The organism is Sphingomonas sp. 37zxx (assembly GCF_000786205.1).
GTDB lineage: Bacteria > Pseudomonadota > Alphaproteobacteria > Sphingomonadales > Sphingomonadaceae > Sphingomonas.
Genome location: NZ_JROH01000016.1, coordinates 42,824 through 64,155, shown reverse-complemented (window position 1 = coordinate 64,155; position 21,332 = coordinate 42,824). Strand labels below are relative to the sequence as shown.

General features: G+C 64.8%; 21 protein-coding genes. 13 read left to right on the top strand and 8 right to left on the bottom strand.

Features of this window, described 5'->3' with window-relative positions; genetic code table 11:
• Positions 1–86: 86 nt before the first annotated feature.
• Positions 87–1,877 carry an SLC13 family permease gene (locus tag QU44_RS09075; protein ID WP_033921693.1) on the bottom strand — a complete coding sequence of 597 codons (1,791 nt, stop codon included), beginning with the start codon at positions 1,875–1,877 and terminating at the stop codon, positions 87–89.
• Positions 1,878–2,114: 237 nt separating this feature from the next.
• Between QU44_RS09075 and QU44_RS09070 the strand changes: the two genes are divergently transcribed.
• Complete coding sequence (locus QU44_RS09070; protein WP_052134522.1) at positions 2,115–2,876, top strand: IclR family transcriptional regulator; 762 nt, start codon at positions 2,115–2,117, stop codon at positions 2,874–2,876.
• A 50-nt stretch (positions 2,877–2,926) separates the two neighbouring features.
• Here the strand turns inward: QU44_RS09070 and desA are convergent, their stop codons facing one another.
• Positions 2,927–4,324: a syringate O-demethylase gene (desA, locus tag QU44_RS09065; RefSeq protein ID WP_033921691.1), complete on the bottom strand. Its 1,398-nt coding sequence runs from the start codon at positions 4,322–4,324 to the stop codon at positions 2,927–2,929.
• Positions 4,321–5,079 (bottom strand): alpha/beta fold hydrolase, encoded by a 759-nt coding sequence (locus QU44_RS09060; protein ID WP_033921689.1) that lies wholly within the window; start codon positions 5,077–5,079, stop codon positions 4,321–4,323. Before QU44_RS09060 ends, desA begins: the two co-directional genes overlap by 4 nt.
• 93 nt (positions 5,080–5,172) lie before the next feature.
• Between QU44_RS09060 and QU44_RS09055 the strand changes: the two genes are divergently transcribed.
• Together QU44_RS09055 and purU are read left to right on the top strand one after the other, a co-directional pair.
• The gene (locus QU44_RS09055) at positions 5,173–6,045 is read left to right on the top strand and encodes a methylenetetrahydrofolate reductase (protein ID WP_033921688.1); all 873 of its coding nucleotides are present in this window, start codon (positions 5,173–5,175) and stop codon (positions 6,043–6,045) included.
• Positions 6,042–6,899 (top strand): formyltetrahydrofolate deformylase, encoded by an 858-nt coding sequence (gene purU, locus QU44_RS09050; RefSeq protein ID WP_033921687.1) that lies wholly within the window; start codon positions 6,042–6,044, stop codon positions 6,897–6,899. The genes QU44_RS09055 and purU overlap by 4 nt, the downstream gene beginning before the upstream one ends.
• Positions 6,900–6,930: 31 nt before the next feature.
• Here the strand turns inward: purU and QU44_RS09045 are convergent, their stop codons facing one another.
• The 3 genes from QU44_RS09045 to ligK are packed head-to-tail and all read right to left on the bottom strand — an operon-like array spanning position 6,931 to position 9,537.
• Complete coding sequence (locus tag QU44_RS09045; RefSeq protein WP_033921685.1) at positions 6,931–7,812, bottom strand: amidohydrolase family protein; 882 nt, start codon at positions 7,810–7,812, stop codon at positions 6,931–6,933.
• Complete coding sequence (locus QU44_RS09040) at positions 7,809–8,870, bottom strand: 4-oxalomesaconate tautomerase (protein WP_033921684.1); 1,062 nt, start codon at positions 8,868–8,870, stop codon at positions 7,809–7,811. Before QU44_RS09040 ends, QU44_RS09045 begins: the two co-directional genes overlap by 4 nt.
• Positions 8,863–9,537 carry a 4-carboxy-4-hydroxy-2-oxoadipate aldolase/oxaloacetate decarboxylase gene (ligK, locus tag QU44_RS09035; protein ID WP_033921683.1) on the bottom strand — a complete coding sequence of 225 codons (675 nt, stop codon included), beginning with the start codon at positions 9,535–9,537 and terminating at the stop codon, positions 8,863–8,865. The genes QU44_RS09040 and ligK overlap by 8 nt, the downstream gene beginning before the upstream one ends.
• 177 nt (positions 9,538–9,714) lie before the next feature.
• On the opposite strand from ligK, the gene QU44_RS09030 reads away from it, so the two are divergent.
• The 9 genes from QU44_RS09030 to QU44_RS08990 are packed head-to-tail and all read left to right on the top strand — an operon-like array spanning position 9,715 to position 17,751.
• Positions 9,715–10,926: a LysR family transcriptional regulator gene (locus QU44_RS09030; RefSeq protein WP_033921682.1), complete on the top strand. Its 1,212-nt coding sequence runs from the start codon at positions 9,715–9,717 to the stop codon at positions 10,924–10,926.
• 54 nt (positions 10,927–10,980) lie between these two features.
• Entirely contained in the window at positions 10,981–11,841 is an 861-nt protein-coding gene (locus tag QU44_RS09025; RefSeq protein ID WP_033921681.1) for an NAD(P)-dependent oxidoreductase, read from the top strand.
• Positions 11,838–12,863 (top strand): amidohydrolase family protein, encoded by a 1,026-nt coding sequence (locus tag QU44_RS09020; RefSeq protein ID WP_033921680.1) that lies wholly within the window; start codon positions 11,838–11,840, stop codon positions 12,861–12,863. Before QU44_RS09025 ends, QU44_RS09020 begins: the two co-directional genes overlap by 4 nt.
• Complete coding sequence (locus QU44_RS09015; RefSeq protein ID WP_033921679.1) at positions 12,860–13,171, top strand: DUF2218 domain-containing protein; 312 nt, start codon at positions 12,860–12,862, stop codon at positions 13,169–13,171. The genes QU44_RS09020 and QU44_RS09015 overlap by 4 nt, the downstream gene beginning before the upstream one ends.
• Positions 13,164–13,607, top strand: a complete 444-nt coding sequence (ligA, locus tag QU44_RS09010) for a protocatechuate 4,5-dioxygenase subunit alpha (protein WP_131602064.1) — start codon at positions 13,164–13,166, stop codon at positions 13,605–13,607. The genes QU44_RS09015 and ligA overlap by 8 nt, the downstream gene beginning before the upstream one ends.
• 1 nt (position 13,608) lies before the next feature.
• The gene (locus QU44_RS09005) at positions 13,609–14,508 is read left to right on the top strand and encodes a class III extradiol dioxygenase subunit beta (protein ID WP_033921677.1); all 900 of its coding nucleotides are present in this window, start codon (positions 13,609–13,611) and stop codon (positions 14,506–14,508) included.
• A 56-nt stretch (positions 14,509–14,564) separates the two neighbouring features.
• The gene (locus QU44_RS09000; protein WP_033921707.1) at positions 14,565–15,506 is read left to right on the top strand and encodes a Gfo/Idh/MocA family oxidoreductase; all 942 of its coding nucleotides are present in this window, start codon (positions 14,565–14,567) and stop codon (positions 15,504–15,506) included.
• On the top strand, positions 15,503–16,684 hold the full coding sequence (pobA, locus tag QU44_RS08995; RefSeq protein WP_033921676.1) for a 4-hydroxybenzoate 3-monooxygenase: 1,182 nt from the start codon (positions 15,503–15,505) through the stop codon (positions 16,682–16,684). The genes QU44_RS09000 and pobA overlap by 4 nt, the downstream gene beginning before the upstream one ends.
• Positions 16,681–17,751, top strand: a complete 1,071-nt coding sequence (locus tag QU44_RS08990) for an aldo/keto reductase (protein WP_231621681.1) — start codon at positions 16,681–16,683, stop codon at positions 17,749–17,751. Before pobA ends, QU44_RS08990 begins: the two co-directional genes overlap by 4 nt.
• Here QU44_RS08990 and uxuA read toward each other — a convergent pair.
• Positions 17,716–18,891 (bottom strand): mannonate dehydratase, encoded by a 1,176-nt coding sequence (gene uxuA, locus QU44_RS08985; RefSeq protein WP_033921675.1) that lies wholly within the window; start codon positions 18,889–18,891, stop codon positions 17,716–17,718. The genes QU44_RS08990 and uxuA overlap by 36 nt on opposite strands.
• A gap of 13 nt (positions 18,892–18,904) precedes the next feature.
• Entirely contained in the window at positions 18,905–20,185 is a 1,281-nt protein-coding gene (locus QU44_RS08980; RefSeq protein ID WP_052134520.1) for an MFS transporter, read from the bottom strand.
• Positions 20,186–20,477: 292 nt separating this feature from the next.
• Between QU44_RS08980 and QU44_RS08975 the strand changes: the two genes are divergently transcribed.
• Positions 20,478–21,260 (top strand): FadR/GntR family transcriptional regulator, encoded by a 783-nt coding sequence (locus tag QU44_RS08975; RefSeq protein WP_231621680.1) that lies wholly within the window; start codon positions 20,478–20,480, stop codon positions 21,258–21,260.
• Positions 21,261–21,332 lie beyond the last annotated feature (72 nt).

The window sequence follows — 21,332 nt, the reverse complement described above, 5'->3', positions numbered from 1 at the left end:
AAGCGGAACCGACAACAGTTCGCAGCGCGCGGGTGGCTGGCAGGGCCGACGGCATGCTCAAGACGCGGCAATAGCGCCGGCAGCGGTCAGTACAGGCCGTATCGATACACCAGCAGGCCCGACAGGGTGACGATCATGATCGCCACCAGCGGCAGCCCGGTCTTGGTATAGTCGTTGAACTGGTAATTGCCGGCCGACATGATCAACATGTTCGTCTGATATGCAACCGGCGTCGCATAGCATAAATTGCACCCGAACAGGACGGCGAGCACCAGCGGCTCGACCGGAATGCCCAGCTTCTGCGCCAGGCTGAACGCGATCGGCGTGCCTACCGCCGCCGCGGTCGTGTTCGATGCGAAGTTGGTGAGAATGGTGACGAACAACATCACCGCGCCCAGCACCCCGGCAGCGGGCAGATATTGCAGGCCGATCGCCAGCAACCCGCTGAGCCATTCGGCGGCGCCACTGTCCAGGATGATCCGGCCGATCGCGATACTGGCGGCGACCAGCACGATGACACTGGCCGACAAGGCACGCCCGATCCGGTCGAAGCGGACACAGCCGGTTACGAACATCACGATCGCTCCGGCCAGCGCCGAAATGGCGATCGGCACCACCCCGATGCTCGCGGGGATAACCGCGCCGGCCATGATCGCCAGCGCGAGCGGCGCCTTGCCGGTACGCGGCAATTCCTTTGCCCCCTCGAGCACCAACAGGCTTTCGGCGCGCGCCATTTCCTGAAGGTCGGGCATCGCCCCGGTCGCCAGCAGAATATCGCCTTCGCCAAAGATGATGTCGGCCTGCGGGTGGGGTGCCGGCCCCCAGCTATCGTGGCGGATACGCTTGGCATCATGCACGCCAAGCAACGCGACATTGTAGCGCTCGGCAATATTCGCGCTCACGACACTGCGGCCGATCAGCCCCGAATCCCTGGCGATCGACAGTTCGACGACCGTCAAATCCTCGCCGGTTCGCCCATAGCCTTGCTTCAGCCGGTCCATCAGCCAGGCGGGGGCAGCCGTTGCCCCCAATACCCGCATCGCCTCTTCCAGCGACGCATGGGTGCCGCTCACCGGCAACCGGCCCTGCGACATCGCCGACCGAATTTCGATGTCGGCGGGCAGCAGCTTTTTCAGGCCATCCATATCCAGGTCACGCGCGCCCGACGTGCCCCCCAGACGCAGCGTCGCATTGAACCGGCGCGGCTCATAGCCGCCGGCGACCGAATTATCGGGCAGCAGTCGCGGCATGACCAGCCACATGAACGGCAGCGCAACCACCGCCGCCATCAGCACGATCGGCGTGAAGTGAAAGACGCTCATCGACGGCAGGCCGAGGTCTGTCGCGATCGACACCACCAGCAGGTTCGTAGACGTACCGATCGTCGTCGCCATGCCGCCGATCAGCACCGCGCTGTTGATCGGGATCAACGTCTTCGACGCCGGCATTCCGCCACTGGCGGCGATCGCGGCCATGATCGGCAGCAGCAGCACCAGCACCGGCGTATCATTGACCAGCATGCTCATCGCAAACGCCAACAGCAGCGTCACCAGCAGGCCCAGCTGGCGGTTGAACCGCCACACCCGCGTCAGCAGCCGCGCCGCCGGCTCGAGCGCGCCGGTGGTGACCAATCCCCTGCCAAGGATCATCAGAGCGCAGATCGTGATCAGCGCGTAATGGCCGAACCCTTCAAAGGCGAGCCGAAGCCCGTCGGTGGGTGCCTGTCCCGGCAGCGGAAAGGAATATAGGCCAAGCGCGATGGCGCTGATCGTCAGCAGCGAGATGATCTCGATCCGCACCCGCCCTGAAACAAAGCCATAAAACATGGCGATCGTCAGCAGGATCGCGCCGATCGCATGGGGTGAAGGAGCGGTCACGACTGGTCCTCTTGGCGGTCGTCAGCCGTTCGGCTGTGGGATGAAAGCTGGCGGGGTGAAAACCGGACCTCACGAATGCGAAACAAGCTGTTGGGTTCCAGCGGCCTTGATTGAACGGGGCTGGCGCTCGATGCAATCCACCTGCAGGCAGATTGCGGGCAATCGCCGGCAGCGATCGCCGGGATTGGTTGCGGTTTCTAAACCGTTGCGGAATATGGGAGCGAAGATCACATCGGGATGCCACCACCTTTGAACGAAGCACCGCCTCCAACGGTCAAGTCTGCGCTCAGGACGCTCGACATCATCGAATATGTCGTGGCGCGGGGCGCGCCCGTTGTCGCGCAGGAGGTCGCCACCGCACTGGCGATCCCGGTCAGCAGCCTGTCCTATCTGCTCAATACCCTGGTCGAGCGCGGCTATCTCGCACGCGCCGGGCGGCGCTATGCCGCCGGGCCTGGCCTTGCGCGGCTGCAGCGGCCGGCGGAGCAGTTTTCGCTGCTCGAGCGCGTTGCGCCTTTGGTCCGCGCGCTGCGTGTCCAGCTCAATGAAACCGTATCGTTCTTCGTGCGGCATGATTGGGAGGTCGAGGCGCTGGTGACCGAAACCAGCGAACAGGCGCTTCGCTATGCGGTGCAGATGGGCACGCGGACGCCGCTGCACGGCTTTGCGGCGGGCAAGGCGATCCTGGCCGCGCTAAGCGATACCGAAATCGAAATTTATCTGGGACAGGCCGAACGCGCGACGTTTACGCCCGCGACGATCACCGACAGCGACCAATTGCGGCGCGAAATCGCGGTGATCCGCACCACCGGCATCGCCCGAACGCGCGAGGAACATACGCTGGGCATTCAGGGTGTCGGGAGGGCGGTCGTCGATGCAGGCGGCGTATTGCTCGGTGCGTTCGGCGTTGCCATTCCCAGCGCCCGCTTTGACCCGGCGGTCGAGCGCCGGGGCAGCGATTTGCTCCAGCGGACTGCGGCGTTGCTCGAAGCTGGCTGAGCATTGCAGGGGAGCGGCAAGTCGCCGCCCCCTGCCCTGCCGCATCGACGTCAGGCGGTCTGCTTGGTCCGCCAGCCTTCGGCATAATTGTCGCGCGCGACTTCGCTGAATGGCACCGAACTCACGATAGCGCGGATTTCGGTCTGAACGTGCGGCTCGACGGTTGGCTTGCGCGTGCCGCCATTGGGTTCGCCCCACAGCAACGTCACCTCGGTGCCGGGCTCGGCGAAATCGGGTTCGACCATCGCCAGCGTCAGCATCCGCCCTTCATTGGCGCTGTAGCTGATCCAGGTCGACAGCCCCACCATCTTGCCGTCCTTGAGCACCTGATCATAGGGGTGCATCGAATAGACCGCCGAGGGGAAGTCCATGTATTTCGCCCGGTCTTCCTTGGTGAATTGCGAACTCAGCACCCGCAACAGATCCTCATTGTCGAGCGCGAGCGTCACCTTCTTGCGGTGCGGCAGGCCAGCCATGCGCTCCAGCGCATCGCGACCGATAAAGTCGTGGTCGAACTTTACGAACGGGCCATAGCCCAGATCCCACGGCGTCAGATAATAGCCCTCGATCCGTTCGGGGACATAGCTGCCGCCGATCGATGCCTTGCCCTCATAAGACGCAGCCGGCAGCCATTCGCGAAACGCGCGGGTGCCCTCGCCGGTATAGGTTGCCGGCAGCGGCGACGGGATCCAGCCCGATTCGATCGTGTTCGACGAATACGTCCGCCCGCCGACCAGCGTCAGCCCGAAATCCTTGCCCGCCGCGATCAGCGCATTGCGTACCGTGTCATAATCCGCCCACGGTCCGAACAGCTCATATCCCGGCTGCCCGGCCATGCCATGCCGCAGCGCGCGCACTTCGCACCCGGCGATCGCCAGCCGCGTCATGTGGAAGAATTTGAGGTCGGGAGGAGTCGCGCCCATCGCCTTTTCCAGCGTCTTCATCGCGTTCGGGCCTTGCAGCTGGAAGCGATAGTTGCGCCGGTTCTCGGGATCGGGCCGCATCGCCGTCCGCTCGTCGCGCGTCACGGTGACGTCCCAGTCGCCGGTGGCGGCGTGGAATTCGACCCATTCGATCGTCGGTGCGCGCCCTACCAGGTTGAAGCTGTTCTCCTCCAGATAGAAAAGGATCACGTCGCCGATCACATAGCCGTCGGGCGTGACCGGCACGAACTGCTTGGCGCGATCGGGCACGAACCCCTTGAAGCTGTTGATCCCCAGATGGTTGAGCATCGCGAACGCATCGGGGCCTTCGACTGCCAGATCGACCATGTGGAACGATTGGTTGAACAGCACGCATGCATTCGACCACGCCATCTGCTCGGCGCGCCAGTTCGAATATTCGCCGGGAACGCCGGGATAGACGTTGGGGCCGCTTTGCTGGTTGCGCAGCAGGTCGACGATGTTGCCGCTTTCGTCGAGCAGCTGTTGCAGGGACTTGTCGGTCATTTTGCCTCTCCTTGGGTAAATGTGGCGCGCCCCGCCGGCCTGGCCAGCCAGGCGCGGATTGCGATGTTCAATCGGTAGGGAACTTCGGCGGGCAGCATGTGCCCTGCCCCCTCGACGATGATGAGTTCGGCACCCGGTATCGCCGCGGCGATGGTGCGATGCTGTTCGGGCGGGCTCCACTGGTCCGCGCTGCCCGTCGCCACCAGCACCGGGCACGCGATGCCGGGCAGCAAGTCGCTCACGTCAGGGCGGTCGAGCAAGGCGGCGATCTGCGCCTCGAACCGCGCCAGGCCGGCATCGATGCACATCGCACGCAGTGCGCCCATCAACGCAGCATCGTCGCGCCGCGCAGCCGCCACCATCGGCGGCAACCATGTATCGACCAGCGCCGCCATCCCGTCGCGGCGGCCGATGTCGCGAAGTGCATGGCGCTTGGCAGCCTCGCCCACGGCAGCAGGGTGAATACCGGTGCTGACCAGCGCAAGGCGATCGACCCGATCGGGAACCCGGCGCATCACCTCGAGCGCAACCCGAGCCCCCATCGAATGGCCAAGCAGCGCGAATCGCGTTGGCGCGGCAGCGATCACCCGCTCGGCCATGGCCCCCAGCGTATCGGCGTCGCCATAATCGGCAGCCGCCATCGCGCCTGCTATCGTCCTGAGCTGGCGATCGAAAATGCGCGAATCGCACATCAGCCCCGGCAGCAACAGCAGCGGCGGTGCATCGTCGTTCGCGGATGAATACTTCGCGTCCATGAAGTTTTCATCTATACGATGTTTAAGAGGCGCGCTAGATCAGATCGACCGGATCGCCGCCAGCGGCCAGACCGGATCGTGAGAGGTGCCGACATGTCGATTCCCGCCATTCATCCCGCATGGGCACTGCCGCCGACTGGCATTACCGACGGATATTCGCTCGAAATCACTGCCAAGGATCGCCCGGCGCTCATCGAGGCGGCCGCAGTCATCCCCGCCGAAACGCCGGTCGCGATCACCTTCCTGCCCGGCGAATCGATCGACGCGCGGATCGCTGCCGCGGTCGATGTCCGGCGGCTTGGGTTCGAACCGATGCCGCATCTGTCCGCCAGACGGATCGGCTCGCAGCACGAACTGGAACAGACGGTCTCGCGCGCGGTCGCCGAAGCCGGCGCGCGGCGGATGTTCCTGGTCGCCGGCGACCCGCCGATCCCCGCCGGCCCCTTCGCCGATACGATGGCGATGATCGAAACCGGCATCTTTGAAGCCAGCGGCATTCAGGCGATCGGTATTGCCGGCCATCCCGAAGGACATCCGGTGATGACCGTCGCCCAGACCTGGGAGGCGCTCGATCGCAAACGCGCCGCGATCGGCGAGCGTGGCATGGCGACCTTGATCGTCACTCAGTTCGGCTTCGACGCCGATGTCTCGATCGACTGGCTCGAACAGCTTCGTGCGCGCGGGATCGATTGCCCGGTGCGGATCGGCGTGCCCGGTCCCGCCGGGATCAAGACGCTGATCCGCTTCGCCGCGCATTGCGGTGTCGGCGCGTCGGCGACGGTGCTCGCGAAATACGGCATCTCGCTTTCGCGGCTGCTCGGCACCGCCGGGCCTGACCGGCTGGTCGATCGCTTCGCTCGCCGTTTAAGCCCCGATCACGGGCCGGTCAGGCTTCATTTCTACCCCTTTGGCGGGCTATCGCGCACCGTCGACTGGATCGACCAATATAAGGCACCGCACCCATGACCGATCGTTTCACGCTGCGACTTTCCTGTCTCGACCAGACCGGCCTGGTCGCGCGCGTCGCCGGCTTCCTTGCCGGCAATGGCGGCAATATCGTCGACGCGCAGCAGTTCGACGATGCCCAAAGCGGCCGGTTCTTCATGCGCGTCGTCTTTGACCTGGCCGATGGCCGGCATGACGCCGCCGCGCTGTCGCAGGCGTTCGCGCCGCTCGCCGAGGAAATCGGGGCCGAATGGAAGCTGCGCCATGTCGATGAGCGCCAGCGGGTGCTGCTGCTGGTGTCGAAATTCGATCACTGCCTGGGCGACCTTCTGTATCGCTATCGCATCGGTGAATTGCCGATGGAGGTGGTCGGCATCGTTTCAAACCATCCGCAGCGGGCACTGCACATCTCGATGATCGGCGACATTCCCTTCCATCACCTGCCCGTCACGCCTGAAACCAAGGCGCAGCAGGAGGCGCAGATCAAGCGAATCGTCGAATCGACCGAGGCCGACCTGATCGTGCTGGCGCGCTACATGCAGATATTGTCCGACGATCTTGCCGCCTATTTTTCGGGGCGCTGCATCAACATCCACCACAGTTTCCTGCCGGGCTTCAAGGGGGCAAAGCCCTATCACCAGGCGCATGCGCGCGGGGTGAAGATGATCGGTGCGACCGCGCATTATGTCACCGCCGACCTCGATGAAGGGCCGATCATCTCGCAGGATGTCGAACATATCAGCCATGCCGACACCCCCGACGATCTGGTTCGCAAGGGCCGTGACATCGAACGGCGCGTGCTGGCCGACGCGGTGATGTATCATTTGCAGGATCGGGTGCTGCTCAACGGCACCCGGACGGTGGTGTTTCGCTGATCGGCTGACCGCCCCGCTCTGGGTCGATCGGTCAATCGGCCCAGTATAGCCGCATCGGATTGTCGATCAGCAATTTGCGTTGCAACGCAGCGCTGGGGGCGATGCGCGGGATCATGTCGACCAAGGCGGCGTCATCGGAGATCGCGTCCTGCATATTGGGGTGTGGCCAATCGCTTCCCCACAGGCAGCGATCGGGATAGTCGGCCACCAATGGCGCAACGCTGCGCGCAAAATCATCCCAGGGCGCACCAGCCGGGTCCAGCCGATCGGGGCAGCTCGCCTTGAAATGAATGTCGTCGCGGCTGTCGAGCAACGCGCGAAACGCCAGCATGTCGATCCCGTCCGGCCCCTGGCGCACATCGGGCCGCCCCATATGATCGACGACGATCGGCACCGGGATGGCATCCAGAAACGGCCGAAGCTCGGCCAGAATATCGGCCTCGAAATACACCACGACGTGCCAGCCCGCCGGCAGTCGCCGGGCAAGCTCCAAATAGCGATCCTTGGGCGCGTCATCGACCAGCCGCTTCAGAAAATTGAACCGCACACCGCGAATGCCACCGGCATGCAGCTCGTCCAGCGCCGCTGCGTCGATCGCCGGATCGACCACCGCGACGCCGCGCGCACGCCCGTCCGATTGGGCGATTGCGTCCAGTGTCGCCGAATTGTCGGTGCCGTGGCAGCTGGCCTGGACGATCACGTTGCGCGCGAAGCCCAGCCGGTCGCGAAGCGCGAACAGCGCATCGGCTCCTGCATCCTGCGGCAGATATTTCGCCTTGGCGCTGAAGGGAAAGCGATCGGCGGGGCCAAAGACATGGCAATGCGCGTCGATCGATCCTGGCGGCGGGGTGAAGTGCGGCTTGCCCGGCGTCAACGTCCAGCTACGCACCCGGCCATTCGCGTCGATCGTCATGCAAACACCATCCCGTCCATCAGCTTGCGCGCGGTCCGCAACATGCCTGCCGCGACCGGATGACCATTCTCGTCGACGGTCACAACGCATTCGGTGACGCCGCTGGGATGCTCGACCGCGATGCGCTTTTCCCGGCCATCGGCGATGACCGCGACCCTGGCCGCCGGCGATCCTTCGATCAGGCAGGCGGTGGCGACGCTGACCGCACCCAGCACCCCGATCGAGGCATGCACCCGGTGCGGGATCAGCGATCGCACCGCGATTGCGCCGCCGCCGCGCGGGGCCGATACCAGCATCATCTTGGGCACCGATTTTTCGGTGACGTCGCCCAGGTTCATCATCGGCCCCGCCTGTAATCGTATCCCCTCGACCTGCTGCTTCATCGCCATATGGGCGTCGAGCGTGTCGCGATCTTCATCGCCCGCTATCCCGACATCGCTCGCCGCGATCACGACGCAGGGCATGCCATTGTCGATCAACGTGCACGCAACCCCGTTGATCACATCGGTGGCGTTCCCGGTCGGCAGCAGCGCGCCGCACGACGATCCGGCGGTATCGCGAAACACCAGCGGGATCGGCGCGCTGCTGCCCGGCACGCCGCTGATGGCGACGTCACCGGCATAGGATACGCAGCCGCCGGGCGTCTCCACCGTCGCCACCGCGACTTGTCCGGTGTTCTGCATGTACACCGCAACGCTGGTCCGGTCGCCGGTGGCGGCGACCAGCCCGCGTTCGATCGCGAAGGGGCCGACACCCGCCAGCATGTTGCCGCAATTCTGGCTGTCGCTGACGATCGCCTGATCAACGAATACCTGCAGGAACAGATAATCGACATCGACGCCCTCGCGCGCCGATCGCGCGATCACCGCCACCTTGCTGGTCAGCGGATCGCCGCCACCCATGCCGTCGATCTGGCGAGGATCGGGCGATCCCATGATCCGCAGCAACAGCGAATCGCGCTCGGCAGGGTCAGCGGGCAGATCATCGGCCAGGAAGAACCCGCCTTTCGACGTGCCGCCGCGCATCCACATGCACGCGATCGCACGCCCCTCATTCATAGCGCAGGCCCATCCGCTCCAGCGTGCCGCGCATGTCGTAAATGTCGAGCCCCAGTTCGCCGGCGGCCAGCCGCTGGCGCTTGGCCTCTTCATTGGCCTCGCGCGCGCGGGCCTTTGCCAGCACCGCCTCGGCATCGGCGCGCTTGACCACGCAGACGCCATCGTCATCGGCGACGATCACGTCGCCCGCATCGATCGCAGCCCCGGCGCAGACGATCGGCACGTTGACCGATCCCAGCGTCGCCTTGATCGTCCCTTGCGCCGACACCGCTTTAGACCAGACCGGAAAGCCCATCTGCGTCAGATCGCGGACATCGCGAACCCCGGCATCTATCACCAGCCCGCGACACCCGCGCGCCATCGCGCTGGTCGCCAGCAGATCGCCGAAATAACCGTCGAAACAGTGGGAAGTCGGGGCCAGGACCAGGATGTCGCCTTCCCCAAGCTGCTCGATCGCGACATGCAGCATCCAATTGTCCCCCGGCGGGGACGAAATCGTGATCGCCGATCCGGCGATGCGCGCGCCCGGATAAATCGGTCGCATATAATGGCCGAGCAAGCCGATCCGCCCCTGCGCTTCGTGTACTGTGGCAACGCCGGCTGCGGCCAGCCCATCGATCACCTCGCGGCTTGCGCGTTCGATCGTGCGAACTACCCGTCCGGCCATGGCTCTAATCCTTTCACATCGCATGAGCAGGCCAAAAGCTAAGCATGACGCCCTGCCCGCGCCCAATAGATTGTTCGGGCTGGTATAAGTTTTCCGCAATCATCGGCCCGGCCCAACCCGGTGCCGTGCCAACATCGCCGGATGCAGCGCCGATAAGTTTTTGCTATCGCCAGCACCATGCCGCTCACTCCCTTCGACCTCAACCTGCGCCATCTGCGCGCGTTGGCGATCATTCGCGACGACGGCACCCTCAGCGCCGCCGCCGCCCGCGTCGGCTTGTCACAGCCCGCTTTGACTCAAGGGATCGCCAAGCTCGAACGCCAATTGGGAACGATGTTGTTCGATCGCCGGCCCGATGGCATTTGCGTCACTCAGGCGGGCGAGGCGCTGGCCCAGCGCGCCGAGGCGGCACTTGCCCATCTGGCGTCGGCGGTTCGCAGCCGCCCGCCCGCCGCGCGGGGCTTTGCCACGCCTGATCGGCTGATGACCGCCACGCAACTCGACGCTTTCCTCCGCATCGCCGATGCCGGCGGCTTTGCGGCGGCCTCGGCTGCCTATGGCCTGTCGCCCCCGGCGCTGCACCGTGCCGTTCGCGATCTCGAGCAGGTGAGCGGGGTCGCGCTGGTCGAGCGGCGCGGGCGCGGCACCGTGCTCACCCAGCACGGCCACCGCATGGCGCGCGCGGTTCGGCTGGCGCATCGCGAGATTGCCGCCGGCATCGCCGAAATTTCCCCCGATCCCGAAGATGCCGGACGGATCGTCATCGGCGCGATGCCCCTGTCGCGCGCGCTGCTGCTGCCGCGTGCGCTGGCGCGCTTCACGCGCATCTCGCCCACCGTGGTCATCGATGTGGTCGAAGGATCGTGGCGCGAACTGGTCGATCCGCTGCGCGATGGTGTGCTCGACATGATGGTCGGTGCCGTGCGCGAAACCCCGTCAGCCGACCTCGATCAACGCCCGTTGTTTACCGATCATCTCTCCGTGATCGGCCGCGCCGGCCATCCACTGGCGGCGATCAGCCGACCCAGCCCCGAACAACTTGCGCGCTACCCCTGGGTGGTGGGATCGCGCGGCACGCCGCTGCGCCAGCAATGGCACGCGCTGTTCGCTGGCCATCCGCTGCCGCCTGCCCCGCTCGAATGCGGATCGGTGATGGTCATTCGCGGCATCTTGCAGGATTCGAACCTGCTCGCGCTGCTGTCGCGCGATCAGGTGGCGCTGGAGATCGACGCGGGCATGCTCGGGATGATCGGCCCGCCGCTGCCCGACAGCATCCGATCGATTGGCCTGACGACGCGCGCCGCCTGGCGGCCCAGCGCGGCGCAGCAACGGCTGATGAACCTGATCGAAGAGACCGCGAAGGACATTGGAATTCCCAAAATCGAATGACTGCCGTGCATTTCGATTGGTTGCCCGCCGATCGGCTTTCTACACCGTCTGCTCATGGAGACACCTCCCACCTTCATCGGTTTTGGCGAAGCGGCGATGGCGTTCGCGCGTGCCGGCGACCGCGGCCATGACCTGAAACTCACCGACCCAGCGACAATCGCCGCCAAGCAAGCCGATTTTGCAGCAGCAGGCGTCACCGCGATCCCCAGCCTCGGCGAAGCTGTCACCGGCGCATCGACGATCCTGTTGCTGGTAACCGCCGATCAAGCGCTTACGGTCGCCCGCGCCGCCGTGCCCAATGCCGGCACACTGTGGCTCGACGGCAATTCGGTCGCCCCCGATACCAAGCGCGCTGCCGCAGCCGCGCTGGGGCCGCAGGTCCGCTATGTCGACATGGCGATCATGGCTCCGGTTGAACCCGCCCGGCGCAATGTCCCGATCCTGCTCGCCGGCCCCCATGCCGCTGCCGGTGCCGCCGCGCTTCGGGCGATGGGCTTTACCCAGGTGGCCATCGCCGGCGAGAGCATCGGCGATGCGTCGGCGATCAAGATGATCCGATCGGTGATGGTGAAAGGGATCGAGGCATTGTCGGCCGAATGCGCGCTCGCCGCCGAAGCCGCCGGGGTGCGTGCGGCGGTGATCGCCTCGCTCGACGCAAGCTGGCCCGGTGCCGATTGGGGCCGGCGCTTCGACTATAATCTCGACCGGATGATGCTGCACGGCAATCGCCGCACTGCCGAGATGGAGGAGGTCGTCGCCACGCTCGATGCCCTCGGCACCGGCAGTGCGATGAGCCGCGCCACCGCCGAACGGCAACGCACGATCGGCAGGCTGGGCGAAACACCGCCGGCAGGCCTGACGCAAAAGCTGCGCGCGTTGCTGCCATCGCTGACAACATGGGATGATGCCGCATGACGCTCGTGATCGATTGCCACGGTCATTACACGACGGCACCCGCCGCGCATTCGGCCTGGCGCGACGCGCAAAAGGCGGCGTTCAAGGCCGGCGACTCCGCGCCTGCCTATCCCGCGATTTCGGATGACGAGATTCGCGAAACGCTGGAGGCGAACCAGCTTCGCCTGCTGCGCGAGCGCGTGGCCGACATGACGATCTTCAGCCCGCGCGCATCGGCAATGGCCCCGCATATCGGCGACGAGGCGGTGGCGACCGCCTGGGCGCGCGCAAACAATGACCTGATCGCGCGCTGTGTCGGCCTGTATCCCGACATTTTCGCCGGCGTCTGCATGCTGCCGCAAAGTCCGCTCGCCGACATGGCGGGATCGGTCGCCGAGCTCGAACGCTGCGTCACCGACCTCGGCTTTATCGGCTGCAATCTCAATCCCGATCCGGGCGGTGGCCGGTTCGCACACCCGCCGCTCACCGATCGCTTCTGGTATCCTTTTTACGAGAAGATGGTCGAGCTCGACGTGCCGGCCATGATCCATGTGTCGGGCAGCTGCAATCCGGCGATGCACGCCACCGGCGCCTATTACATCGCCGCCGACACCATCGCCTTCATGCAATTGATCGAGGGCGACCTGTTCGCCGATTTTCCGACGCTGCGCTTCATCATCCCGCATGGCGGCGGCGCGGTGCCCTATCATTGGGGGCGGTATCGCGGCCTGGCCGACATGCTGAACAAGCCAGCGCTCGACGGTCATGTCATGAACAACGTGTTCTTCGACACCTGCGTCTATCATCAGCCCGGCATCGATCTGCTGGCCGAAGTGATCGACACCAAGAACATCCTGTTCGGCAGCGAAATGGTCGGCGCGGTCCGCGGGATCGATCCCACCACCGGCCAATATTTCGACGATACCAAACGCTATGTCGATGCGCTGCCGATCAGCGACGAACAGCGACACGCCATTTTCGAAGGCAATGCGCGGCGCGTGTTTCCACGCCTAGACGCCAAATTGAAGGAGCGAGGGGTATGACCAACCAGTGCGAAGGGCGCGTGGCAACCGCCAGTGCCAGTCGGTATCTTCAGCAATTGTGCAAACATTGGAGCCGCCGTTTCGCGGTCGAGTTCGACGCGGCGACGGGGCGGGTTCCCTTCGACAATGGCGCGGTGCTCGAACTAACCGCGCATGACGATTCGCTGGCGCTGGTGCTGAGTGTGCCGACCGACGGCAATGACGATCGGATGCGCGGCGTGGTTGAGGAACATCTCAACCGGTTCGCCTTTCGCGAAGCCCCGCTGCCCTTCGAATGGCAGGAATGGAAGGTGAATGGTCATGACTGAACCCGTGCAGGACATCCACGCCTATCTGGCGGAGCTTGAAGATATTCCCGGCACGCGGGTATTCACCGCCGTGCGCGCGCGCCAGGGCTATCATCTCAATCAATTCGCGATGAGCCTGATGCAGGACGAAAACCGCGCCAAATTTCGCGCCGATGAATCGGCCTATCTCGATGCCTGGTCGCTGACCGACGAGCAAAAGGACGCGGTGCTCAAGCGCGACTATAATCGCTGCCTCGATCTTGGCGGCAACGTCTATTTCCTCGCCAAGCTCTTTTCCACCGACGGGCAAAGCTTCGCGCAGGCGGTCTCGACGATGACCGACATGGATTTCGAAACCTATACCCAAATGATGCTCGCCGGCGGCCGCTCGCCCGAGGGCAATCGCTCGATCAGGGCAAATGCCGCTGGCGGCACATCCGATCAGAAGGAGAGCTGACATGGCCAGGATCACCGCAGGCGTCGCATCCAGCCACGTGCCGCTGCTGGGCGTCGCATCCGATTTCGGCAAGGATGGCGACGATTATTTCGGCCCGATCTTTTCGGGCTATGACTGGACGCGCGAATGGGAAAAGGCCGAAAAGCCCGACGTCGTCATCCTGGTATTCAACGATCACGCCTCGGCGTTCGACATGAAGATCATCCCGACCTTCGCGATCGGCTGCGGCGAACGCTATCAGCCCGCCGACGAAGGCTGGGGACCGCGAAAGGTGCCAGCGGTCGATGGGCATCCCGATCTTGCCTGGCATATCGCGCAAAGCCTGATCCTCGACGAATTCGACATGACCATCATCAACGAGATGGACGTCGATCACGGCCTGACCGTGCCGCTGTCGATGATGTTCGGCAAACCCGATGCATGGCCGTGCAAGGTCATCCCGCTGGCAGTGAACGTCGTCACCTATCCGCCGCCATCGGGCAATCGCTGCTGGGCGCTGGGCGAGGCGATCGGTCGCGCGGTGGCAAGCTTTGGTGAAGACCTGAATGTTCAGATCTGGGGCACCGGCGGCATGAGCCACCAGCTTCAGGGGCCACGCGCGGGACTTATCAATCGTGAATGGGATAACCGTTTCATCGACGGCCTGATCGGCGACAGCGACCATCTGCGCCGCATTCCCCATATCGAATATCTGCGCGAAACCGGGTCCGAGGGGATCGAAATGGTGATGTGGCTGATCATGCGCGGCGCGCTGGGGCGCAACACCCGCGCGCTGCATCGCCATTATCACGTCCCCTGTTCGAACACCGCGATCGGCCATGTCGTGCTGCGCCCTGACAATGGCGAGGAGTATGACATGACCGGCAGCGACAGCGCGCAACCCGCCATCGCCGCCGAATGACGCAACCGGCGTCGCCGCCGCGGCGGCGACGATCGGCATTGGAGAATGACATGACAATTCGTATCGCCCTGGCGGGCGCAGGTGCTTTTGGCGAAAAGCATCTCGACGGGATCCGGCAGATCGACGGGGCCGAGGTGGTGAGCCTGGTCGGTCGCCGGCTGGAACCCACCCAGGCGGTGGCCGCGAAATATGGCATCGGCCATGCGACCACCGACCTTGCCGACAGCCTGGCGCGCGACGATGTCGACGCCGTCATTCTGTGCACGCCCACCCAGATGCATGCCGAGCAGGCGATCCAGTGCCTGGCTGCTGGCAAGCATGTTCAGGTCGAAATTCCGCTGGCCGACAGCCTTGCCGATGCAGAAGCGGTGCTGGCCAAGCAGCAGGAGACCGGGCTGGTGGCGATGGTCGGCCACACCCGGCGCTTCAATCCCAGCCATCAATATCTGAACGACCGGATCGTCGCGGGGCAGCTTTCGGTCCAGCAGATGGACGTGCAGACCTATTTCTTTCGCCGCAAGAACATGAATGCCAAGGGCGAGCCCCGGTCATGGACCGATCACCTGCTATGGCACCACGCCGCGCACACCGTCGATCTGTTCGCCTATCAGGCCGGGCCGATCGTTCAAGCCAATGCGGTGCAAGGGCCGCTGCATCCCGAACTCGGGATCGCGATGGACATGTCGATCCAGCTCAAGGCCGAAAGCGGCGCGATCTGCACGCTGTCGCTCAGTTTCAACAATGACGGGCCGCTTGGGACGTTCTTTCGCTATATCTGCGACAACGGTACCTGGATCGCGCGCTACGATGATCTGGTGACCGGCAAGGAAGAGCCGATCGATCTGTCGGGCGTCGCTGTGTCGACCAACGGCATCGAATTGCAGGACCGCGAATTCATCGCCGCGATCCGCGAGGGGCGTGAACCCAATGCTTCGGTGGCGCAGGTGCTGCCCTGTTACCGGGTGCTGCACGGCCTCGAAGCCCAGCTTCAGCCATGAGCGCGCCGTTGGTTCGCCGCACCGATGTGGCGATCATCGGTGCCGGTCCGGCCGGCCTGATGCTCGGCCACCGGCTTTGCCAGGCGGGGATCGACTGCGTCATCGTCGAGCGCCAGAACCGGCGCTATGTCGAGGGGCGGATCCGCGCCGGGGTGCTCGAAGCGGTGACCACCGATCTCCTGCGCGATCTGGGCCTAGCCAAGCGCCTCGATGCTGAAGGGTTGATCGAACACGGCTTCAACCTGGCAACCGACGATCGCAACATCCGCATCGACATCAAGACGCTCACCGGCCGCCATGTCACCGTCTATGGCCAGACCGAAGTGACGCGCGACTTGATCGATGCGGCTCCCGAGCGCGGCTTGCCGATCCTGTTCGATGCCGGCGACGTGGCGCTGCACGATATTGACGGCGATGCGCCATGCGTCACCTTCACCCATGACGGCGAGCAACATCGGCTCGAAGCGCGCTTCATCGCCGGTTGCGACGGGTTTCATGGCCCCAGCCGAAAGGCGATCGGCGACGGTCCCGAATTCGAACGCGCCTATCCCTTTGGCTGGTTGGGCATTCTGGCCGATGTGCCGCCCTGCCATCCCGAATTAATCTATGCCAACACCGCCGATGGCTTTGCGCTGGCGTCGATGCGCTCGCCGACGCGCAGCCGCTATTACATCCAGCTGCCACTGACCGAACGGATCGAAAACTGGCCCGAGGAGCGGCTGTGGGACGAATTGGAACGCCGGTTCGCGCTGCTCGCCGATTTGCCGGTCACGCGCGGCCCCGCGCTCGAAATGTCGATCGCGCCGCTTCGCTCCTATGTGTTTGAAACGATGCGCCGGGGCAGCCTGTTCCTGGCGGGCGACGCAGCGCACATCGTTCCCCCCACCGGCGCAAAGGGCCTGAACCTGGCCGCATCGGACGTCGTGTACCTCAGCGAAGCCTTGATCGACGCGCTCAAGCATGGCCGCTCGGCGGGGATCGACGGCTATCAGCAACGCGCGCTCGCCCGCATCTGGAAGGCCGAGCGGTTCAGCTGGTCGCTGACCCGGCTGATGCACCGCTTTCCTGAGGACGGCGCGTTCGAGCATCGCATGCAGCGTGCCGAACTGGACTATGTCGCCGATTCAGTGGCAATGCAGAGCGCCATTGCCGAAAACTATATCGGATTGCCCTTGTGACGACCCTTCCCACCCGAGACATCGGCGGCATTTCGGTATCGGCGATCGGGTTGGGCTGCATGAACCTCAGCCACGCCTATGGCGATCCGCCGCCCGCCGATGCCGGGGGGCGCCTGTTGAACCACGCGCTCGACAGCGGCGTGACCCTGCTCGACACTGCCGCGCTCTATGGCGGCGGCGCGAACGAGCGGCTGATCGCTGCCGCGGTCATGCATCGCCGCCAGGAATTCGTGCTCGCATCGAAATGCGTGCTCGACCTGTACGACGGAAAGCGCTGGGTCGACGGGTCGCCCCAGGCGATCGCGCGCACGCTCGATGCCGCGCTCACGCGACTCGGCACCGATCATATCGACCTATATTATCTTCACCGGCTCGATTCCCGGATCGCGATCGAGGAGTCGGTCGGCGCGCTGGTGCGGGCGAAGGAAGCGGGCAAGATCGGCGCGATCGGACTCAGCGAAATGAGCGCCGCGACGATCCGGCGCGCGCATGCCGTTCACCCGATCGCCGCGGTGCAAAGCGAATATTCGCCGATGGTGCGAAACCCCGAAATCGCGGTGCTCGACACCTGCCGCGCGCTCGGCATCGGCTTCGTGGCCTTCTCGCCCGTCGCGCGCGGTATGTTGGCGGGCGCGGTGGCCGACGATCATTATGCTGCCGGCGACATCCGTCTGACGATGCCGCGCTTCCTGGGCGATCATTTGCGGCGGAACCTGGCGCTCGTGGCGCAGTTCGATACGCTCGCACGATCGATCGAGGTAGCCCCGGCGCAGCTTTCGCTGGCATGGCTGTTGGCGCGCGACGCCGCGATCGTGCCGATCCCGGGCACGCGCAGCATCGAGCATCTCGATCAAAACCTCGCCGCCGCCCAACTGACCCTCGACGACCAGACGATCGCCGCGATCGATACGCTGTTCGCTCCGGGCGCTGTCCACGGCGCGCGCTATTCGGCGGCGCAGCAAGCACAGATTGACACCGAATGCTTTGCCGACGAAGCGCTGGCCCCGCCTGAAGCCGGGGCCGCTCGCCGATTACCCGATCCGCCCCGCCGCATAGGCGATGCCTAGTTCCAGCCCACGCAATTCGGCCAGCCCGCGCATCCGGCCCAGCAGCGAATAGCCCGGATTGGTGGTGCGGTTGAGGTCGTCGAGCATCTGATGCCCATGATCGGGCCGCATCGGAATGCTCTTCCCCTCGCGCGCGGACAGCCGGTTCACCGCCGCCATCACCGCCGCCATATCGGCGTCCCCTTCCAGGTGTGCTGCCTCGTGGAATGCGCCACCCTGCTCGCGCTGCACCGATCGCAAATGCAGGAAGCCGATCCGATCGCCCAGCCGATCGACCATGCCGGGCAAGTCGTTATCGGCGCGAACCCCGAATGATCCGGTGCAGAAGCAAAGCCCGTTCGACCGGTTCGGCACCTTGGCGAACAGCGCCGCGACATCGCTCTCGGTGCTGACCACGCGCGGCAGGCCGAAAATCGGAAACGGCGGATCGTCGGGATGCACCACCAGCCGGATGCCGACAGTATCAGCCACCGGACACACCGCCGCCAGGAATGCGACATGATTGGCGCGAAGCATCTCGGCATCGATCGCGTCATAGCTGCCGATCGCCGCCAGAAACGCGGGCGAGGTGAACCCCTCCTCGCTACCCGGCAGCCCGGCGATGATCGTCCGCTCGAGCGTGCCGCGCGCTGCCGCATCCATCACGGCATAGCGCCGCGCCGCCGCATCGCGCACCGAATCGTCATAGTCGGCATCCGCCCCGGGGCGGTGCAGCATATGCAGGTCATACACCGCCAGCGCGATCGGATCGAAGCGAAGCGCGCGCGCGCCATCGGGCAATTCCCACGCCAGATCGGTTCGCGTCCAATCGAGCAGCGGCATGAAATTATAGGTGACGACCGTGATCCCGCAGGCGGCAAGGTTGCGCAGGCTTTGGCAATAATGATCGATCATCCGGTCCCAATCGGTCGACCGTGTCTTGATCGCTTCGTCGACCGGCAGGCTCTCGACCACGGTCCAGCCAAGCCCTGCCGCCGCGATCTCGGCCTTGCGCGCGGCGATCGCGGCTTGCGGCCACACCGCGCCATTGGGCAGTTCATGCAATGCAGTCACCACCTCGGTCGCGCCAGCCTGGCGAATATCGCGCAGGCGAACCGGATCTGTCGGCCCGAACCAGCGCAAGGTCTTCGTCGTCAACACCCGTCTATCCTTCTTATACTTCAGCGTCGCCGCGCCGATGCGCGCGCAACAAACTCCACAATATCGCCGCCGCCATCAGGTCGAGCGCGGCCAGCGCCACGAACAGCGGGTCATAGCCCCAGGCATCGGCGCTCTGGCCGATTAGCAGGGTGAACAACATGCCGCCGATCCACGCCGATGTTCCCGCCATCCCGCTGGCGGTGCCAACGGTGCGGCTGTCGAACATGTCGGCGCATAAGGTGATCAACGCGCCGCTCAGCATCTGGTGGGCAAAGCCGCCGATGCAGAACAGCAGAATCGCCATACCGGGCGATGTCGCCAGGCCGATACAGGCCGGGCCGATCATGCACAACGCACCCACCGTCATCGTGATCTTGCGCGACGCCACCAGCGCCACGCCGCGCCGCATCAGCCAGCCCGGCAGCACGCCGGCGGCAAGACTGCCGAAATCCGCCGCGAGGAACGGCAACCACGCCCAAAGCGCGATGCTCTTCAAATCGAGATTCCACACCGCGACAAGATAAAGCGGGATGAAGAAATTGAACGTCTGCCATGCCGGCTCGGCCAGGAAGCGCGGGACCGCAATTCCCCAAAAGGCGCGGCTGTGCAGCAATTCACGGCGCGTCGCCGGCTTGGTCCCGACATCTTCGTTGCGCGCGGCGACAAGCTTGGCCAGTTCGGCCTGGCTGACTCGCGGATGATCCTGTGGGCTGCGATAACCCCACCACCACAGAAACGCCCAGACCAGACTCAATCCGCCGGTGACCAGGAACGCTGCCTGCCAATTCCACAGCAGGATGCAAAAGGCGACCAGCGGCGGCGCGATCATGTTGCCGACGCTGGTGCCCATCTGGAACACGCTGGTCGCCAGCGATCGCTCGCGCGGTGGAAACCATTCGGACACTGCCTTGGCACCGGCGGGGATCGCCGCTGCCTCGCTCGCCCCCAGCAGCGCGCGGAAAAAGGCGAGGCTCGGCCAGCCGGTGGCCAGAGCGTGCGCCATGTTCGCCAGCGCCCAGCCGATCCCGAACAGAAAAAAGCCAAGCCGCGTGCCAAGCGCATCGAGCACCCCGCCCGCCACCGTCTGCATTACGGTGTAGCTCGCCTGAAATGCCAGCACGACCCAGCTATAATCCTCGGTCGTCATGCCGAATTCGGTCTTCAGCTGCGGTGCAGCCACCGACAGCGTCGAGCGCGCCAGATAGTTCAGGATCGTGCCGATCGTCACCAGCCCGATCAGTTTCCAGCGCAGCGGCAGGTTCCGCGCGGCGGCCAGTGCGCGCTTTCCCGGCATCGTCCCCCTCTGCGCCGGCGATTGATTCGACATATCCAGCCCCTCTCTTGGGGGGTGATAGCTGCGCGTGATTGGCCTTACCAGTGCTAAGCTATTGGCGACTGCATCTTTGCTTATGCGCCGATTCCACCTTGAGGATACCGCTTTCGGGCGCTTCGGGACCGTTGGGTGATTGCGCTAACATTGCCGGGCGCTTTGAGGGTTGCGAAACGCAACCAATGCCAGCACAACAGGTTATCGCCTTCGAACCAAGCGGCCCATGCATTGGTCAGGCCTTTAATTCGAGCATGCCATGTCCGACTCCATGATCGCCGCCGACAAGCTGTCCAACGGTGGTGGCCGTTTATACCAGCGCCTGGCACAGACTCTGTTCGAACAGTTGGTCGCTGGCCGCTACGCTATCGGCGATCGGCTGCCCGCCGAGCGTGAACTCTCGGTCGAATATAATGTCAGCCGCCCCGCGGTACGCGAGGCGCTGATCGCGCTCGAAGTGCAGGGCTATATCGATGTCCGGGTCGGGGCGGGCGCATTCGTCCGCCGCCTGCCCGGCGACGAAGACCGGCCGGGCTTCGCGATCACCGCCTTTGAATTGACCGAAGCGCGCATCATCTTCGAAGGCGAAGCGGCGGCGCTCGCTGCCGTGCATATTACGGATGCCGAACTCGACGAACTCGAAGCACTGGTCGAGCAAATCAGCATCGAAAACCTGTTGCCCGAGGTGACCGAGATTGCCGATCGCCAGTTCCACCTCGCCATCGCCAAGGCCACGCGCAACAACGCCATCCACATGGCGATCGAAGAGTTTTGGCGCATCCGCGCGACATCCGCCGAATGTGCGCTGCTGCACGACAAGGCACGGCACGCCAAGATCCGCCCGGTAGTCGCCGAACATAGCGCCATCCTGGATGCTCTACGCGCGCATGACCCCGTTGCCTCGCGCGCGGCGATGCACGCGCATCTGTCGGCGGTGATGGAGCATCTGCTGTTCACGACCGAAGAGCGCGCGATCGAAGAAGCGAAGCGATCGGTCGCGGCCACGCGCGCGCGCTATCGCGTTCCGACGGCTGCCGGATAAGCATGAAGCTGGTGGACGCGGCAACCTGCTTGCCCCGTCCACCGGCGATCATGTTGCGCGGGCCGGCAATCG

Coding starts and splice junctions, on each gene's coding strand:
- QU44_RS09020 (WP_033921680.1), top strand. CDS start 11,838: ATGACGCTCGTGATCGATTGCCACGGTCATTACACGACGGCACCCGCC.
- QU44_RS09045 (WP_033921685.1), bottom strand. CDS start 7,812: ATGACGATCGACGCGAATGGCCGGGTGCGTAGCTGGACGTTGACGCCG.
- QU44_RS09030 (WP_033921682.1), top strand. CDS start 9,715: ATGCCGCTCACTCCCTTCGACCTCAACCTGCGCCATCTGCGCGCGTTG.
- QU44_RS09055 (WP_033921688.1), top strand. CDS start 5,173: ATGTCGATTCCCGCCATTCATCCCGCATGGGCACTGCCGCCGACTGGC.
- pobA (WP_033921676.1), top strand. CDS start 15,503: ATGAGCGCGCCGTTGGTTCGCCGCACCGATGTGGCGATCATCGGTGCC.
- QU44_RS09005 (WP_033921677.1), top strand. CDS start 13,609: ATGGCCAGGATCACCGCAGGCGTCGCATCCAGCCACGTGCCGCTGCTG.
- QU44_RS09040 (WP_033921684.1), bottom strand. CDS start 8,870: ATGAATGAGGGGCGTGCGATCGCGTGCATGTGGATGCGCGGCGGCACG.
- desA (WP_033921691.1), bottom strand. CDS start 4,324: ATGACCGACAAGTCCCTGCAACAGCTGCTCGACGAAAGCGGCAACATC.
- QU44_RS09070 (WP_052134522.1), top strand. CDS start 2,115: ATGCCACCACCTTTGAACGAAGCACCGCCTCCAACGGTCAAGTCTGCG.
- QU44_RS09060 (WP_033921689.1), bottom strand. CDS start 5,079: ATGGACGCGAAGTATTCATCCGCGAACGACGATGCACCGCCGCTGCTG.
- QU44_RS09025 (WP_033921681.1), top strand. CDS start 10,981: ATGGAGACACCTCCCACCTTCATCGGTTTTGGCGAAGCGGCGATGGCG.
- QU44_RS09015 (WP_033921679.1), top strand. CDS start 12,860: ATGACCAACCAGTGCGAAGGGCGCGTGGCAACCGCCAGTGCCAGTCGG.
- ligA (WP_131602064.1), top strand. CDS start 13,164: ATGACTGAACCCGTGCAGGACATCCACGCCTATCTGGCGGAGCTTGAA.
- purU (WP_033921687.1), top strand. CDS start 6,042: ATGACCGATCGTTTCACGCTGCGACTTTCCTGTCTCGACCAGACCGGC.
- QU44_RS08980 (WP_052134520.1), bottom strand. CDS start 20,185: ATGCCGGGAAAGCGCGCACTGGCCGCCGCGCGGAACCTGCCGCTGCGC.
- QU44_RS08975 (WP_231621680.1), top strand. CDS start 20,478: ATGTCCGACTCCATGATCGCCGCCGACAAGCTGTCCAACGGTGGTGGC.
- ligK (WP_033921683.1), bottom strand. CDS start 9,537: ATGGCCGGACGGGTAGTTCGCACGATCGAACGCGCAAGCCGCGAGGTG.